This is a genomic window from Chloroflexota bacterium (genome assembly GCA_009840625.1).
GTDB lineage: Bacteria > Chloroflexota > UBA11872 > UBA11872 > VXNJ01 > VXNJ01.
Window position 1 is genome coordinate 57,048 of sequence record VXNJ01000010.1, and the last position, 14,356, is coordinate 71,403.

13 protein-coding genes are annotated in these 14,356 nt (G+C 67.0%); 1 reads left to right on the top strand and 12 read right to left on the bottom strand.

All coding sequences use genetic code 11. The annotated features are described in order from the left end of the window. Window positions 1–18: 18 nt before the first annotated feature. The 8 genes from F4X41_06700 to F4X41_06735 all read right to left on the bottom strand — a co-directional run bounded on the left by F4X41_06700 (window position 19) and on the right by F4X41_06735 (window position 9,242). Complete coding sequence (locus F4X41_06700) at window positions 19–240, bottom strand: hypothetical protein (protein ID MYB16708.1); 222 nt, start codon at window positions 238–240, stop codon at window positions 19–21. Further along, window positions 237–1,376 (bottom strand): M20 family metallopeptidase, encoded by a 1,140-nt coding sequence (locus F4X41_06705; protein ID MYB16709.1) that lies wholly within the window; start codon window positions 1,374–1,376, stop codon window positions 237–239. The genes F4X41_06700 and F4X41_06705 overlap by 4 nt, the downstream gene beginning before the upstream one ends. A 153-nt stretch (window positions 1,377–1,529) precedes the next feature. Further along, window positions 1,530–2,225, bottom strand: a complete 696-nt coding sequence (locus F4X41_06710; protein ID MYB16710.1) for an HAD family hydrolase — start codon at window positions 2,223–2,225, stop codon at window positions 1,530–1,532. A gap of 46 nt (window positions 2,226–2,271) precedes the next feature. After that, window positions 2,272–5,109, bottom strand: coding sequence for a ribonucleoside-diphosphate reductase subunit alpha (locus tag F4X41_06715; GenBank protein MYB16711.1), 2,838 nt, complete (start codon window positions 5,107–5,109; stop codon window positions 2,272–2,274). Between the two features lie 238 nt (window positions 5,110–5,347). Further along, window positions 5,348–5,809: a DUF2203 family protein gene (locus F4X41_06720; GenBank protein MYB16712.1), complete on the bottom strand. Its 462-nt coding sequence runs from the start codon at window positions 5,807–5,809 to the stop codon at window positions 5,348–5,350. Then, window positions 5,739–6,815, bottom strand: a complete 1,077-nt coding sequence (locus F4X41_06725; GenBank protein MYB16713.1) for an aldo/keto reductase — start codon at window positions 6,813–6,815, stop codon at window positions 5,739–5,741. Before F4X41_06725 ends, F4X41_06720 begins: the two co-directional genes overlap by 71 nt. A 131-nt stretch (window positions 6,816–6,946) precedes the next feature. Continuing rightward, a complete protein-coding gene (locus F4X41_06730) occupies window positions 6,947–7,984 on the bottom strand; it encodes an aldo/keto reductase (GenBank protein MYB16714.1) in 1,038 nt (345 codons plus the stop codon). A gap of 181 nt (window positions 7,985–8,165) precedes the next feature. Further along, the gene (locus F4X41_06735; GenBank protein ID MYB16715.1) at window positions 8,166–9,242 is read right to left on the bottom strand and encodes an aldo/keto reductase; all 1,077 of its coding nucleotides are present in this window, start codon (window positions 9,240–9,242) and stop codon (window positions 8,166–8,168) included. A 106-nt stretch (window positions 9,243–9,348) separates the two neighbouring features. On the opposite strand from F4X41_06735, the gene F4X41_06740 reads away from it, so the two are divergent. Next, window positions 9,349–9,906 (top strand): hypothetical protein, encoded by a 558-nt coding sequence (locus tag F4X41_06740; GenBank protein MYB16716.1) that lies wholly within the window; start codon window positions 9,349–9,351, stop codon window positions 9,904–9,906. A gap of 4 nt (window positions 9,907–9,910) precedes the next feature. Here F4X41_06740 and F4X41_06745 read toward each other — a convergent pair whose 3' ends face one another. Genes F4X41_06745 through F4X41_06760 form a run of 4 tightly spaced genes read right to left on the bottom strand, consistent with a single transcriptional unit; the run spans window position 9,911 to window position 14,241 of the window. After that, on the bottom strand, window positions 9,911–10,936 hold the full coding sequence (locus F4X41_06745; GenBank protein MYB16717.1) for a cyclic nucleotide-binding domain-containing protein: 1,026 nt from the start codon (window positions 10,934–10,936) through the stop codon (window positions 9,911–9,913). Next, window positions 10,933–12,483 carry a proteasome accessory factor PafA2 family protein gene (locus F4X41_06750; GenBank protein ID MYB16718.1) on the bottom strand — a complete coding sequence of 517 codons (1,551 nt, stop codon included), beginning with the start codon at window positions 12,481–12,483 and terminating at the stop codon, window positions 10,933–10,935. Before F4X41_06750 ends, F4X41_06745 begins: the two co-directional genes overlap by 4 nt. A 6-nt stretch (window positions 12,484–12,489) precedes the next feature. Continuing rightward, window positions 12,490–12,684: a hypothetical protein gene (locus F4X41_06755; GenBank protein ID MYB16719.1), complete on the bottom strand. Its 195-nt coding sequence runs from the start codon at window positions 12,682–12,684 to the stop codon at window positions 12,490–12,492. Window positions 12,685–12,732: 48 nt separating this feature from the next. Beyond that, entirely contained in the window at window positions 12,733–14,241 is a 1,509-nt protein-coding gene (locus F4X41_06760; protein MYB16720.1) for a proteasome accessory factor PafA2 family protein, read from the bottom strand. Window positions 14,242–14,356: the final 115 nt, after the last annotated feature.

Below are 14,356 nucleotides of genomic sequence, written 5' to 3' on the forward strand. Positions count from 1 at the left end.
CCAAGCGGGGCGCGCGCTTCAGGCGGTCGAAAGTTCCAGGTACTCGAGCGCTTTGGCGTAACTGTGCTTTTGCAGGAAGTGGCGCAGCTGCCGATCCTCGCACGCGCGGGCCTGTTCCTCGACCCTGGCCATAGCCGCCCGCAGCTCTGCGGCGGCCTGTGCCGACCCGCCGGCCAGTTCGTCGGTCAGGCGCGCGATCGCGCGCAGATCGGAGACGAGCGCGCCGGCTGGATCGATCAACCTCTGCCATCCTCCTCGGCAAACGACCGTACCAGATCTTCGTACACCCCCACGCAGGCGGAAACTTCGGCGAGCTCCACGTATTCGCGGTTGGAGTGCGCCTGGGCGATGTCGCCAGGACCCAGGACCACGAAATCGCGTCCCAACGGCGCGTAGGCGGCCGCATCGGTGCTGTAGGGAACCCCGATCAATTCGGTCCGGCCCAGCCTGCCGCAGGCGGCGGCGGCGGCGCGCACGATCGGCGCCTCGGGGCCGGACTCGACGCCGGCCTCGGCTGCATAGGGCTCCCCGACGGTGATTGCTTCCCGCCCGGAGAAAAGTTCGACGAACGCCGCCCAGACCGCCATGGGATCCTCGCCGGGCAGCATCCGCCGGTCGACCATCGCCCGGCAGCTGGCCGGGACCACGTTTACCTGGACCCCGCCGGATATGGTCGAAACCGTCAGCTGCCCCTTGCCGCAGAGCGGGTGCGGAGCATCGGGCATTACTTCCGGCGGCAGCGCGCGCAGCACGGATATGGCGTCCAGCATCGAGTAGATCGCGTTGCTGCCCAATTCGGGATTGGCGGTGTGGGCCGATTTGCCCGCCGCCTCGATCGCGAATCGCAGGATGCCCTTCTGGGCGATTACCGGCTGCAGTGACGTTGGCTCACCCACGACCACCGCGTCGGGGGAAATACCGGCCGCCATATGATGCGCCCCGCGCTTGCGGTACTCCTCGTCGACGACCGCCGCCAGGGCTACGTTCAGCGGCGGCGGGTCGCGGACCAGACGCTCAAACATGAACAGCGCCGAGACCATCGAGCCCTTGACGTCGCAGGCGCCGCGTCCGTAGATCCGTCCTCCGTCGCGCACCGGTCGGGCGCTCCCCAGATCGCCTTCCTGCGGCACGGTATCCAGGTGGATGTCGAAAAGCAGCGTGCGTTCGTGGCCGCCGTCAAGTTCGAGCAGCACGTTGGCCCGCCCGTCGACCACCTCCTGGCGGGATACCGCAAGGCCCAGATCCCGGCCGAATTCGGCCACGAAATCGCCGTATTCGTTTTCGCCCCTCTCGCCGCCCGGCATGTCTGGGTTGACCGAATCGATTGCAACCAACTGCTGGAGCAGGTCGCCGACGCGTTCGATATCTGGATTCATCGGACTGCATTTACCTCGCAGTGCCCTGCCGGACCGAAGTGTTTTCGGGATCCTGCCCGGTGGCGGCCGGCTCAGGGGCCGGATACGGGACAGCTTCCGCAGGATATCCCAATTGCGGGCGTCCCAACCGGCCCGGAACCGGCGGCGCAGCCGTCAGGCGATCGGCCGCCGACTCCGGCGGACGTATGCCAGCACCGCAGATGGATGTTCGGCCAGCAGGTCCGGTTCGGCGGCTCGCAGCCGCTCCGGATCCAGCGACCCCCAGCTCGCCCCGATTGCACGGCAGCCGGCCGCGCGGGCGGCCTGGACGTCGGTCGGCACGTCGCCCACGTAGGCGATCTGCGCCGGCTCTTTTTGCCCGGTGCGTTCCATCGCCACCAGCAGCGGGTCGGGCGCCGGTTTGGGCCTTGCGCAGTCGTCCCAGCCCACCACGGCTGCAAAGTAATCCAGCAGTCCGGCGCGCTCCAACTCGCCCCTGGCGCCCCAGGAGATCTTCGAGGTAACGATGGCCATCTCCAGCCCGTCGGAGCTCAGCGCCTCCAGGGTCTCGACCACTCCAGGGTAGGGCTCGAGCGGTTCCTCGCTCGCGTAATAGATTGCCCGGTAGCGCTCGACGAATCGCGGCCAGTCGTTGCCCGTGAGCTCCTTGGCCAGCGCTTCAATCGTGACTCCCAGGTGCATGCGCCAGAGTTCGCGCGCGTCGGGTCGCTCGCCGATGATTTCTTCATAGGTTGCGGTCAGGGCGTCGGCCCGGCCGGACAGCGTGTCCAGGACGGTGTCGTCAAGATCCCAGAAGACGGCCTTCACCGCCGACGGCCCAATCGGCCAACGCCCGCGGCGCCGGCGTATTTATCAATTGCCGGCCGTCCCGATCGGGACCGCGCCGGGAGGCTGCCTACTGGCAGGCCTCGCATTCCTCGTCGAACGGGTCGCACACCAGCCCGTTGACGGTGGAGCGGACTTCGGCTGGGGCTTCGGCGCGCTTAACCGCGATCCGGGACGAGGCCGACTCGGATTTCATCCAGCGCGGCTGGATGGCGCGGGCGTTGATGTCGATCGACGTCTTTTCGATCTGGGTAGGGGCGAACGAGCGCAGGTAGTAGGTGGTCTTCAGGCCCCGCCGCCAAGCCAGGAAGTACATCTCGTCGACCGCTTTCCCCGACGGGGTGGCAATGTAGAGGTTCAGCGACTGACCCATGTCGATCCACTTCTGGCGACGGGCCGCGCATTCGATCAGCCAGGCCGGCTCGATCTGGGTCGCGGCCAGGTAGAGACGCCGCAAATCCTCGGGGATTCTTGAGATTTCGGCCAGCACGCCGTCGTAGTACTTCAGGTCCTCGATCATGCGCCTATCCCAGAGGTCCAGGCGCTGCAGGTCGCGAACAAGGTACGGGTTCAGGATCGTGAAGTCCCCGGAGAGGTTCGACTTGGCGTAGAGGTTGCGGTAGATCGGCTCGATCGACTGCGAGACCCCGGCAATGTTGGAAATCGTCGCAGTCGGGGCAATTGCCAGAACGTTGGAATTGCGCATTCCGTCGCGGTTGATCCGCGAGCGCACCAGGCCCCAGTCCTGGGTCCGGTCGCGATTCATCTCGACCGGTTCGCCGCGCTCCTGCTCCAGCAGATCGATGGTGTCGATCGGGAGCAGCCCGCGGTCCCACTTCGACCCCTGGTAGCTGGGGTACGGCCCGCGCTGGGCGGCCAGCTCGGACGAGGCCAGGATCGCGTGGTATGAAATCAGCTCCATCGAAAGATCGGCAAATTCCACCGCCTCCTGCGAGGCGTAGGGAATGCGCTGGATGTACAGCGCGTCCTGGAAACCCATGACGCCCAGCCCGACCGGACGGTGGGCGGTATTGGAGCGCTGGGCCTCCGGAGTCGGATAGAAGTTGATGTCGATGACGTTGTCCAGCATCCGCATCGCGGTGGCGACGGTCTTGGCCAGCAGCTCCTCGTCGATTCCCTCGGGAGTCGTGTGGGCGGGCAGGTTGAGCGAACCCAGGTTGCAGACCGCGGTCTCGGTGGAGGATGTGTTCAGCAGGATTTCGGTGCACAGGTTGGAGCTGTGCACGACCCCGACGTGGTCCTGCGGCGAGCGGATGTTGGACGGGTCCTTGAACGTGATCCAGGGATGCCCGGTCTCGAAGAGCATCGAGAGCATCTGGCGCCAGAGATCCCGCGCCTCGACTTCCTTGTAGCGGCGGATCTGCCCGCGCTTTGCTTGGCGTTCATAGTGCTCGTAGCGCTCGGTGAAGGCCTTGCCGTATAGGTCGTGCAGGTCTGGCACCTCGTCGGGCGAGAACAGCGTCCAGCGACCGTTCTGTTCAACCCGCCGCATGAACAGGTCCGGGACCCAGTTGGCGGTATTCATATCGTGGGTGCGGCGGCGCTCGTCGCCGGTGTTTTTGCGGAGCTCGACGAAGCTTTCGATGTCCAGGTGCCAGGTTTCCAGGTAGGCGCAGACGGCGCCCTTGCGCTTCCCGCCCTGGTTCACCGCCACCGCGGTGTCGTTGACGATCTTGAGGAACGGGATCACGCCCTGGCTCTCGCCGTTGGTGCCCTTGATGTGGGAACCGGTGGCGCGAATCGGGGTCCAGTCGTTGCCCAGCCCCCCGGCCCACTTGGACAGCGAGGCGTTATCGGAGATGCACTTGAATATCCCCTCCAGGTCGTCGCTGACCGTGGAGAGGTAGCAGGACGAGAGCTGGGGATGCGGCGTGCCGGAGTTGAACAGGGTCGGCGTGGCCGACACGAAAAGGCAGCGCGAGAGGACCTCGTAGAACTCGATTGCCCGCGCTTCGCGGTCATCCTCGTTCTGGGCCAGCCCCATCGCCACCCGCATCCAGAAGTACTGCGGGGTCTCGATCCGGCGCTGGTCGATGTGCAGCAGGTACCGGTCGTAAAGGGTCTGCAGACCGAGGATCCGGAAGTTGTCGTCGCGGTCCAAGCGCAGCGCCAGCTGCAGGCGCTCGAGGTCGAATTCCAGCAGCTTGGCATCGATTCTTCCCGCCTCGACGCCGGCCTGCAGGTAGGGTACGAAGCCCTTGCGGTAAGGCACGTCGAGTTCGGTGATGGTCGGAGCGATGCCCAGGGCCTCGCGGTAGATCAGGCGCAGCAGCAACCGGGTGGCGACGCGGTCGTAGGCCGGTTCGCGCTCCATGCACTGGCGGGCCACCAGGATGAGGGCGCGCTGGATGTCGGCCGAAGAGATTCCGTCGTGGAGCGAGAGGAATACCTCGTCCTCGATGTCGTCGATCGAGCAACGGCCGTCCAATCCGCGGAAGACCTCGAACAGTTCGGCGCGTATGCGCGCGACCTGCAGAGGCTGGCGCGACTGGTCCTGTTTGATTACATGGATGGGCTCGCGGATCTGGTCGGCCGGCTGAACGATCCGCCGGATCGAGCGCAGGCGGGTGCGCTCGGCGCGGTAGAGGATGTAGGAGCGGGCGATCGTGAAGTGGCCGCGCCGCATCAGTTCCTCTTCGACGTTGTTCTGGATGAACTCGACGTCGGCGCCCGGGTCGGTCAGGGCCTTGGTTGACACCCCTTCCACGACCGCGCGGGTGATGCCCTCTACCTCGGCTTCCAGCGCTTCGGGCAGCGGTTGATCGACCGGTACTCCGAGGTCGGCACGGAATGCTTTGGCCATCGCGTCGCGGATGCGCTTTACGTCGAATGGAACAACGCGACCATCGCGCTTGCGCACCAACATGGCACCTACATCGAGCGCCATCGCCAAAGCTCCTTAAAACTGCTCAACGGGGAGCGAATCGCCGCCTCTTGTCCGCGTCCGTTGCACGCTGGCGCGTGCCCAAATCTCCCGGCTCGAACGGGTTTTAGTCTAACCCTTGCGCGCGCAATTTGGAAGACCCCGAATGCTTACCGCACCCAAAATGTTGGGGCCTATTTCCTGTTCAAACCCGACAAATTCCTACATATTGGGGCATATTCAGCGCGGCGCCGGCCAGCCTTCAGCAATCTTCAGCGACCGGTTTGCGGCCCGCGAAGCCCTCGTCGGGGCGGTGCCAGTACAGGATGTCAGGTTCGCCCAGGCGGAAGCACCAGCACAGCGGTCCGTCGGCGTCGCGGCCCGGGAAATCGATGATCCCGCTGCGCAGGTCGCGCACCAGGATCCCGTCGTCGGAGAGCTCGCGCAAACGCGCGTTCATAGACGCGAGCAGTTCGTCCAGTCCGGGTGCGTCGCCCTCGGCCGGCGCCATCCCTTCGGCGGCGCTCCCCCAGGCCCGCATCTGCCCGCGGAGCTCGGCGATCTGCTCCAGCCGGCGAACGGTGGCCGGCAGCAGCGCGCGCGCCTCTTTTAGCGAGTAGAGACGCTCTTCCTCCAACGGTCCCCGGCCGGCCTTATTCGGCCTCGTCTTCGGGCAGATCGCGCCCGCCGCCGGCAAACCGCTGCGGTTCGCGGTTCCAGGGATTCCAGCCGCCCTTGGGAGAGACCATCATCTCGTCGGCGACGTTGCGCTGATAGGCCTCGTCGGATATCGCGGTCACCTCGGCGTAGAGCTCGGGCGAGAGTTTCCACTCGGCCGCGCGGGCGGCGTCGTTGACTTCGGCCGGGGTCCGGAACCCGACCAGCGCGGTGGATACGACCTCGTGCGAGAGCACCCAAGCCAGGGCCAGATCGGGCAGGGTGTGGCCCTCGCGCTCGGCGATCGCCCGCAGCCGGTCTTGGGTTTCGACGTTGGCCGGGAAGTGCTTCTGGCGGTCGAAGAACGGCATGCCGAAGGCATGGCCGGAATCGCGCCAGTCCCAGGTCTCGAACTGGTAGTCGGCCGGCATCGCGCCCGAAAGCAGGCCGTGGGCCAGCGAGCCGTAGCTCATGATCCCCACCCCGTTCTGCTCGCACCAAGGCATCACGTCGCGCTCGATGCGGCGTTCCAGCATCGAGTAGCCCATTTGGTTGGCGACTATCCCCAGGTGCTTCTTGCACTCGGTAAGCATCTCCGGCATGAAGTTTGAGACCCCGGCGTAGCGGATCTTGCCGGCCTGCTGCAGCTCTTCCAGGGCGCGCATCGTCTCCTCGAACGGCGTATCGACGTCGGGCCAGTGGATCAGCAGCAGGTCGATGTAGTCGGTCTGCAGGTTCTCAAGGCTCCGCTCGCAGGACTCCAGCACGTGGGCGCGGGTGCCGTTGCGTTCCATCCGCTTTTCGGCGTCGTTCCAGGCGATTCCGCACTTGGTCACCAGCACGATCTGGTCGCGGATCGGCTTGAGCGCCGCGCCCATCACCCGCTCGGAATGACCCAGTCCGTAGCCGGCGGCGTTGTCGAAACACGTGACCCCCAGGTCAAAGGCCCTCCGCACCGCGTCCTGGCCCTCGCTGTCGTCGACTTCGCCGTACTGGGTACCACCCATCGGCCAGCCGCCGAAACCAACTACTGAGACCTCGAGGTCCGAATCTCCGAATTTGCGGTATTCCATGGCGTTCTTGGCTATTCCCTGGCTACGCGGCCGACACGGCGCCGGCGCGGTTCTGGCGCCGCCAATTCTGGCAATGCCTGGCCGCGCGCGGTCCGGCCCGGGCGGTTCAACGCCTCACCCGGCGACCACGGTCAGGCGAACTTGGTCGGGTTGGGATTCCAGGCGTTCTTGGTTCCCACCGGCGGGGCCATCATCTCGCCCGAGACGTTGCGCTGGTAGGCCTCGTCAGATATCGCGGTCACCTCGGCGTAGAGCTCGGGCGAGAGTTTCCACTCGGCCGCGCGGGCCGCATCCTCGACCTGTCCCGGAGTGGTGAATCCGACCAGCGCGGTGGTTACCGTCTCGTGCGAGACCACCCAGGAGAGCGCCAGATCGGGGAGGGTGTGGCCCTCGCGCTCGGCGATCGCCCGCAGCCGGTCCTGGGTCTGGATGTTGGCCGGGAAGTGCTTCGCGCGATCAAAAAGCGGCAGTCCGAAGGCGTTGCCCGAGTAGCGCCAGTCGTTCGGCTTGAATTCGTATTCGGCGGTCATGGCCCCCGACAGCAGGCCGTGGGCCAGCGAGCCGTAGCTCATGATCCCGATCCCGTTCTGCGCGCACCAGGGCATCACGTCGCGCTCGATGCGCCGGTCCAGCATCGAGTAGCCCATCTGGTTGGCGACGATGCCGAAGTGCTTCTTGCATTCCTCCAGCATGTCCGGCAGGAAGTTCGACACCCCGGCGTAGCGGATCTTGCCGGCCCGGTGGAGCTCTTCCAGCGCCCGCATAGTCTCCTCGAATGGGGTGAAGATGTCCGGCCAGTGGACCAGCATCAGGTCGATGTAGTCGGTGTCCAGGTTCTTGAGGCTCCGCTCGCAGGACTCCAGCACGTGGGCGCGGGTGCCGTTGCGGATCACTCCGCCGCCCTCGGGGTCGCGGTCAAGTCCGCACTTGGTCACCAGCACGATCTGGTCGCGTATCGGTTTGAGCGCCGCGCCCATCACCCGCTCGGAGTGCCCCTGCCCGTAAACGGCGGCGTTGTCAAAGCACGTGACCCCCAATTCATGCGCGCGCCGCACCGCAGCTTGGCCTTCGCTGTCGTCGGACTCGCCGTAATTTCCGCCCATCGGCCAGCCGCCGAACCCGACAACCGAGACCTCGAGTTCCGAATCACCAAACTTGCGGTATTCCATCGCTGTCCATCCATTCCCGGGCGCCGCGCAGGGTGAGCGTCCGCGGGGCGCATTGACCGCCCATTATTGACGGATTCGACGTCCCTCTTCGTCCCTCAAAGCTACCTGCCGGCGGCCGATTATTCACGAGCCCGGAAAAGGACGGCCGGGATTCTCAAGGCGCCGCGCGAGCGGCTGTTACCTAGTCGTTTGTCCGATCGGAGGGCGAGAGTCCGGCGGTGCCGAACCGCTGCGGTTGCCGATTCCACGGATTCCAGTTTCCGATCGGCGGAGTCAACAGCTCTTCGGCGACGTTGCGCTGGTAGGCCTCGTCGGAGATCGCGGCCACCTCGGCGTAGAGCTCGGCCGTGAGCTTCCAGTCGGCCGCGCGGGCGGCCTCGTCGACTTCGGCCTGGGTCCGGAATCCGACCAGCGCGGTGGTCACAACCTCGTGGGCAAGAACCCAGGCCGTCGCAAGTTCGGGCAGGGTGTGGCCTTCGCGTTCGGCAATCGCGCGGAGCCGGTTCTGGACCTCCACGTTGGCCGGGAAGTGCTTTTCGCGGTCAAAGATTGGCAGTCCGAATGCGTGACCGGTAGCCCGCCAGTCGCCGGTCTCGAACTGGTGGCCGGCGCCCATCGCCCCCGAGAGCAGGCCGTGGGCCAGCGAACCATAACCCATGATCCCGATCCCGTTTTCTTCACACCATGGCATCACGTCGCGCTCGATCCGGCGTTCCAGCAGCGAATATCCCATCTGATTGGCCACGATCCCCAGGTGCCGCCGGCACTCCTCCAGCATCTCGGGCATGAAGTTGGAGACCCCGGCGTAGCGGATCTTGCCGGCCTGCCGGAGTTCCTCGAGCGCCCGCATCGTCTCCTCGAAGGGGGTGTAAACGTCGGGCCAGTGGACTAGCAGCAGGTCGATGTAGTCGGTCCCGAGATCCTTGAGGCTCCGCTCGCAGGATGCTAAGACGCTTTCCCGGGTGCCGTTGCGCTCGACGCGCTTGACCTCGTCGTTCCAGGCCAGCCCGCACTTGGTCACCAGCACGATCTGGTCGCGTATCGGTTTGAGCGCCGCCCCCATCACGCGCTCGGAATGGCCCACGCCGTAGACGGCGGCGTTGTCGAAACAGGTGATTCCCAGGTCGAACGCATGCCGAACCGCGGCCTTGCTTTCGCCGTCGTCGACCAGGCCGTAATTTGACCCGCCCATCGGCCATCCGCCGAACCCGATCACCGAGACTTCCAGCTCCGAGTCGCCGAACGTGCGATATTCCATCTGGGCCAGGGCCTATCTCACCGGCTGCGCCTGAACGGCAATCGTGTGGCCCATTATTGACAATGCCGGACCCCTATCAAGCCTCCGCGATGGGCTATTCCAGGCCGTGATCGGGTTGATCTTCCGGGCCGTGCTGCTCGGCGTCTTTGCAATCGTCGCGCTGGGCCTGGTTTACGTTGCCTACCTTGCCGCGGTCGTCGGCATCCTGCCGGTCCCGCAACTGGCTGGAGTCTCGTCCGAGAGCGCCGGCCGCCTGGCCGGGTACGAGGCGGAGGCCCCGAATTTCGCCACCGTGCTCGAGGATTCGACGGTGGTGGAGGATCCCGCCGGTGGACGCGAGATCGGCATTTCGGCGGTGGCGTTCAACCACTTCGTGGCGGCCTCGGGCCGGGCGGCGCCGCAGTTGGAGTGGGCGCGGGCGCGCATCGACGGTTCCCAGATCTCGATCGAGGGCGAACTGCGCGGGCACGTGTACGTTGCCTTTGCCGGCCGGGCCACCGCCGCCACCGCGGACGGGGCCATGCAACTGCAGCTGGCGATCGAGCGCTTCGGGTTCCTGCCGCTGCCCGCATTCCTGAGCGGCGCCCGGCAGTGGACGGTCGAGTTCCCCTCCACACCCTACTTCGTCTACCTGCTGGGCCTGTCCGGGGCCAGCGTCGGATAGCGGTTTACGCGCCGAGCCCGGCAACCGAATCGCCGCTGCTGCGCTTGAGCCACTCGACTCTGGAGTCGTCGTGCATCGGCTCCAGCCAGTTCACGTCCGGCCGCGGCGGTGACGGCAAGTCGTGTTTTTCGAGCCACGCGCGCGAGGAGACGTAGTCGAGCATCCCCTGCTCTATGCCGCTCTGGGTCTGCGGGTATTCGGCGTAAAAATCCAGCAGCGCGTCGCGCCGGATCACCAGCGTCGAGAGCGCCGTGATCGCCCGCACCGAAGCCGGACGCGCGGTCTGCCCGAGCAGGGCTAGTTCGCCGAAGTGGTCGCCTTCGGAGAGTTCGTGGAAACGGGTCCGGCGGCGACCGCGGCCGCGGTCGAAGTGCGAGACCTGCAACAGCGCCTGGCCGCGCCGCAGAAAGTAGAAGTCGGTGCCGTAGTCGCCCTGACGGTAGAGGATTGCCCCGGCCGGGTGGCGCCGCCAGCTGAAGCGCGCCGCCAGCGATTCGATCTGTTCGTCCTCGAGTTGGGCCAGGTAGGTGATGTTGCGCAGGTAGGCGGCGAACACGGTCCGCAGATACGACTCGTTCAGGGCCGCGGTCAGATCGGAGCGCTGGACCTCCCCGCCGAGCAGCGAGCCGACATCCAGGACCAGGACTTCGCTGTGGGCCTCGGCCGAGGCGTGGATCATCTCCGGCAGCCCCAGGACCCTTTCGAAGTTGCCGAACGCCGCGCCCTCGCCGACCAGCCAGCCGCGCCGCTGACCCTCGTCGGGATGGCTCGGCACCGAGAGTCGCACCGAGCCGGCCGCCAGCACGTAGAGATTGCGGTCGCGCATGCCGGGTTCGGTGATGACCGTCCCGGGCTCGGCGATCAGCAGCCGGCTGCGCCGGGCCAGCTGGCGGCGAAATTCCGGGGACAGCCGCTCGAACAGTTCGATCCCGGCCAGCGCCTCCTCGATCCGGCCGGTACGGATCTTCCAGCCGGCGGAGCGCACCGCGTAGCCGGCCCATTCCCAGATCGCCGCCAGGGCCGGGTTCAAAGGCCCTCCTCCGGGTCGAGATCGTCTTCCTCGAATTCGGCCTCGTCGTAGGGGGGTTCTTCGAGCAGTTGGCCGATCTGCCCGGCGAAGGCGGCCGAATCCTCGGCATAGCGTTCAAACGGATCGCTGATCTGCAGCACCGCGCCGTTGACCGCGATCGATTCCCAGTCCAGCACGTAGGGCACCACGTCCCAGGCTCCGGAGGCCTCGATCTCCTCCCAGCCGTCAATGTAGGAATAGACCCGGTACAGGCGGCCCTCCCACAGGGCGTAGTCGGACAGTCCGTTGCGCAGCCGCCGCCAGTTCACGTGATCGGCCGCGCCGGCCTCGGCCAGGGCCCGCAGGACCTGGGCCCGGGCGAACGCGCGGGTGTCGGTGGGCGGGGAGGCGATCGCCCGCCGGGCCACCGGCGCCGGCAGCAGAAAACCCATCTCGGAGCGCTCGCGCAGGGCGGCGAACACGCTCTGCTCGGATCCCACTATGTGATAGGCCTGATCGACCTTGAGCAGGTCCCGGTCGCTCCAGCCCGATTCGCTCTCGCCGGCGACCTCGCGCAGCACGCCGCGCTTGGTGACCCAGTCCAACTTGCCGTTCAGCTTTTCGGGGTCGCTTTCCAGCTGGTCGAGCACGGCGGCCCAGTTCTCCAGCGTCCAGTCGGTGTCGGCATCGCGGCCGGCGAAGCGCCGCGTGGCCTCGTGCAGGTAAAGGCGCTGCACCTCCACCGCGGACACCGACCCGTAGCGCTCGTCCTGGACCGTCCAGTCGCCCTCGGTGTTGGCCGCTATCTGGCGCAGATCGCGGACCGGCGTGCTGAGCGTCAGCGGCTGGGTCCAGCCGCCATCAAGGAGCTGGGTTACCAGCGCGGCGGTGCCAATCTTGAGCGCGGTGGCGTATTCGGAACGGTTGGCGTCGCCGATGATCACGTGCAGGCGGGCCCTGGTCCCCAGCGGCTCGTCGCGCAGGTTGATGATCGGGCGGCCGCCGTAGCGGACCCGCCGCGAAACCCCCACGTCGGCAAACTGGGCCCGCTGCGAAATGAAGTACCGGGCCACTTCGTTGCGGCCGCCGAAGAAGACCATCCCGGCCCCGGCGAAGATCTGGCGGGTGACCAGGAACGGCATGAGCCCGGCGATGACCAGGTCGTCGTCGGGGCGGCGGCGCATCGAATAGCTCTCGTGGTAGCCGAAGGTGTTGCCGCAGTAGTCGGTGTTGCTCTTGACGAAATAGATGCTCTCGTCCTTGCCCAATCGCCCGACCGTCTCGCCCAGAATCTGCTCGACGGCCATTTCCTGGGCCACCAGCGAGGCCAGGGTGCGGCATTCGGGAGTGGCGTATTCGAGGTGCCCGGAGTCGATCAGCAGGCGCCCGCCGTTGAACAGAAAACCGCCGTTGGCGGGGGTCTCGCCCCACTCGCGGGGGGCCGGATCGACCACCCCGTAGCGGTAGCCGTCGAAGATCTCGGTCTTGACCATCGCCGCCGCCAGCGGCGCGTCGACCGCGCCGGTTACGCCGAACTCGACTTCGGTCCCGAACAGCGCGTCCTGCATGGCCTTCTACTGCCCGCCCGGTTGCGGCGTCGGATCGGGGATTTCGCGGATGATCCGCCGTACCCGCTCGCCGAGCTCCTCTTCCTTGCCCTCGTCCGGCGCCTCGGCCGGATCGGTCTCGGTCTCGGTGTCCGGTTTGGCCGGTGCGTCGGTCTCCAGGCAGATTCGGTCGGGACCGGCGTCGACTTGATCTGAACGCACCTGCAACCTGCCTCTCAAATCGACCCGGCTATCACCAAGGTGCCGCGATTATCGTTCCCCGAACGCGACCAGTCCGGAGCGGGCCAGGGCGCGCTCCAGGGCCGCGGCGTCGGCCGCCCGCTCGGCCGCGGCCGAGAGTTCGTCGATATCGCCCGAATGGACTGCGCCCAGATCGATCCGCACCCCCCGGCCGCCGAGGCGCAGTTGCACAGAGTCCCATTCGATCGCCTCGATCAGCCCGCCGAATCGGGCAACGAGCAGGCCGCGCAAGCGGGCCCGGGTGTCACTTGGCGCGCGGCGCAGGGCCGCGCCCGCCTGCTCCGGCGCCACCAGGGAGCGCATCCGGCCCTGGCCGACCAGCTGGAGGTGCGTCGAGTAGCGCGGATCGAGGTAGTGGTAGGCCAGATCCAGGCGCTGCAGCTCGGAACCGGAAAGTGGTTCCCCGCCGTCCTCGAGCGCGGCGACCAGCCCGGCTTTGGCGCACCAGTCGACCCGGTCGGCGGCCGCCGAGGGATCGCTGCGCAGCTGGTCGAGCAGTTCGCGACTCTGGCCGATGATCCAGGCGCGTTCACCCGATCCCGGCGCCGACGCGGTCACCGCGTCCAGGTAGATTTCCAATACGTCCAGCAACGCCAGGCGCCCGCGCGAAGTCTCGACCACGGCCTCAAGGCCCGGATCGCGCGAGAACGTGCGCATCGCCCGGACCGGGTCGTTGAGTGCGACCCCAAAGTCGTGGCCGGCCTCGATCCGATCCAGCACCAGCGCCGTCAGGCCCGCCTTGAGCGCCGTCTGGTAGTGCGAGCGGTTGGCGTCTCCGCAGATCACGTGCAGGCGGCGGTAGCGGTCGGGCCGGCTGTGCGGTTCGTCGCGGGTGTTGAAGATCGGGCGGTCGGTGGTGGTGTTGATGCCGCTGACGCGGGCGAAGAAATCGGCCCGCTGCGATATCTGCAGCCCGACCGACCGGTCGGCGTGCTGCCCTTCGCTGCCGAATTTGCCGGCGCCGGTCAGGGCGATCCGCGAGACCAGGAACGGGACCAGCTGGCCGATCAGGAACCGCAGGTCGAGCCGGCGGTCGACCAGGTAGTTCTCGTGCGTGCCATAGGAGCGACCGTGGTAGTCGGTGTTGTTTTTGACCACCAGGACCTGGCCCTCCAGGCCGGCGGCGTTGCGGACTCTCTGGCAGGAGAGCAACAGCGCCTCGCCGGCGGCGTCCTGGCGGACCAGCTCGAAGACCGAGCGGGTCACGTCGGTGCAGTACTCGGGGTGGTTGTGGTCGTTGTAGTAGCGCGCGCCATTCGGCAGGACCGTGTCGGCGATGAGCTCCTGCCGCGACAGCCCGGCGCTGCGGCGCCGGTTGTCGGCCAGATCGCCCGGATCGCGGGCCAGGCGATGGCGTTGGCCGAAGAGATCCAGCCGGCCGTCCTCGTGCGAATAGTCCCAGCCCCGGAACACCGGTTCGATTTCGGCCGCCCGCACCAGCGTAGAGGCCTCAAACGCAAAGTCCACCGGCCCCTCGAAGCCGAGGCAGATCATTCCGTACTCGGTCTCGATCCCCATGGGGCGCAGGGCGGGTTCCGAAGCGCTCCGGCCGGGGTTCCGGTCGGTCCCGGGAGGCGCGCTTTCGGCCGGGAGCAGGGGCGGTTTCACGGGGCCGACGCCGCGGCGGCACGCG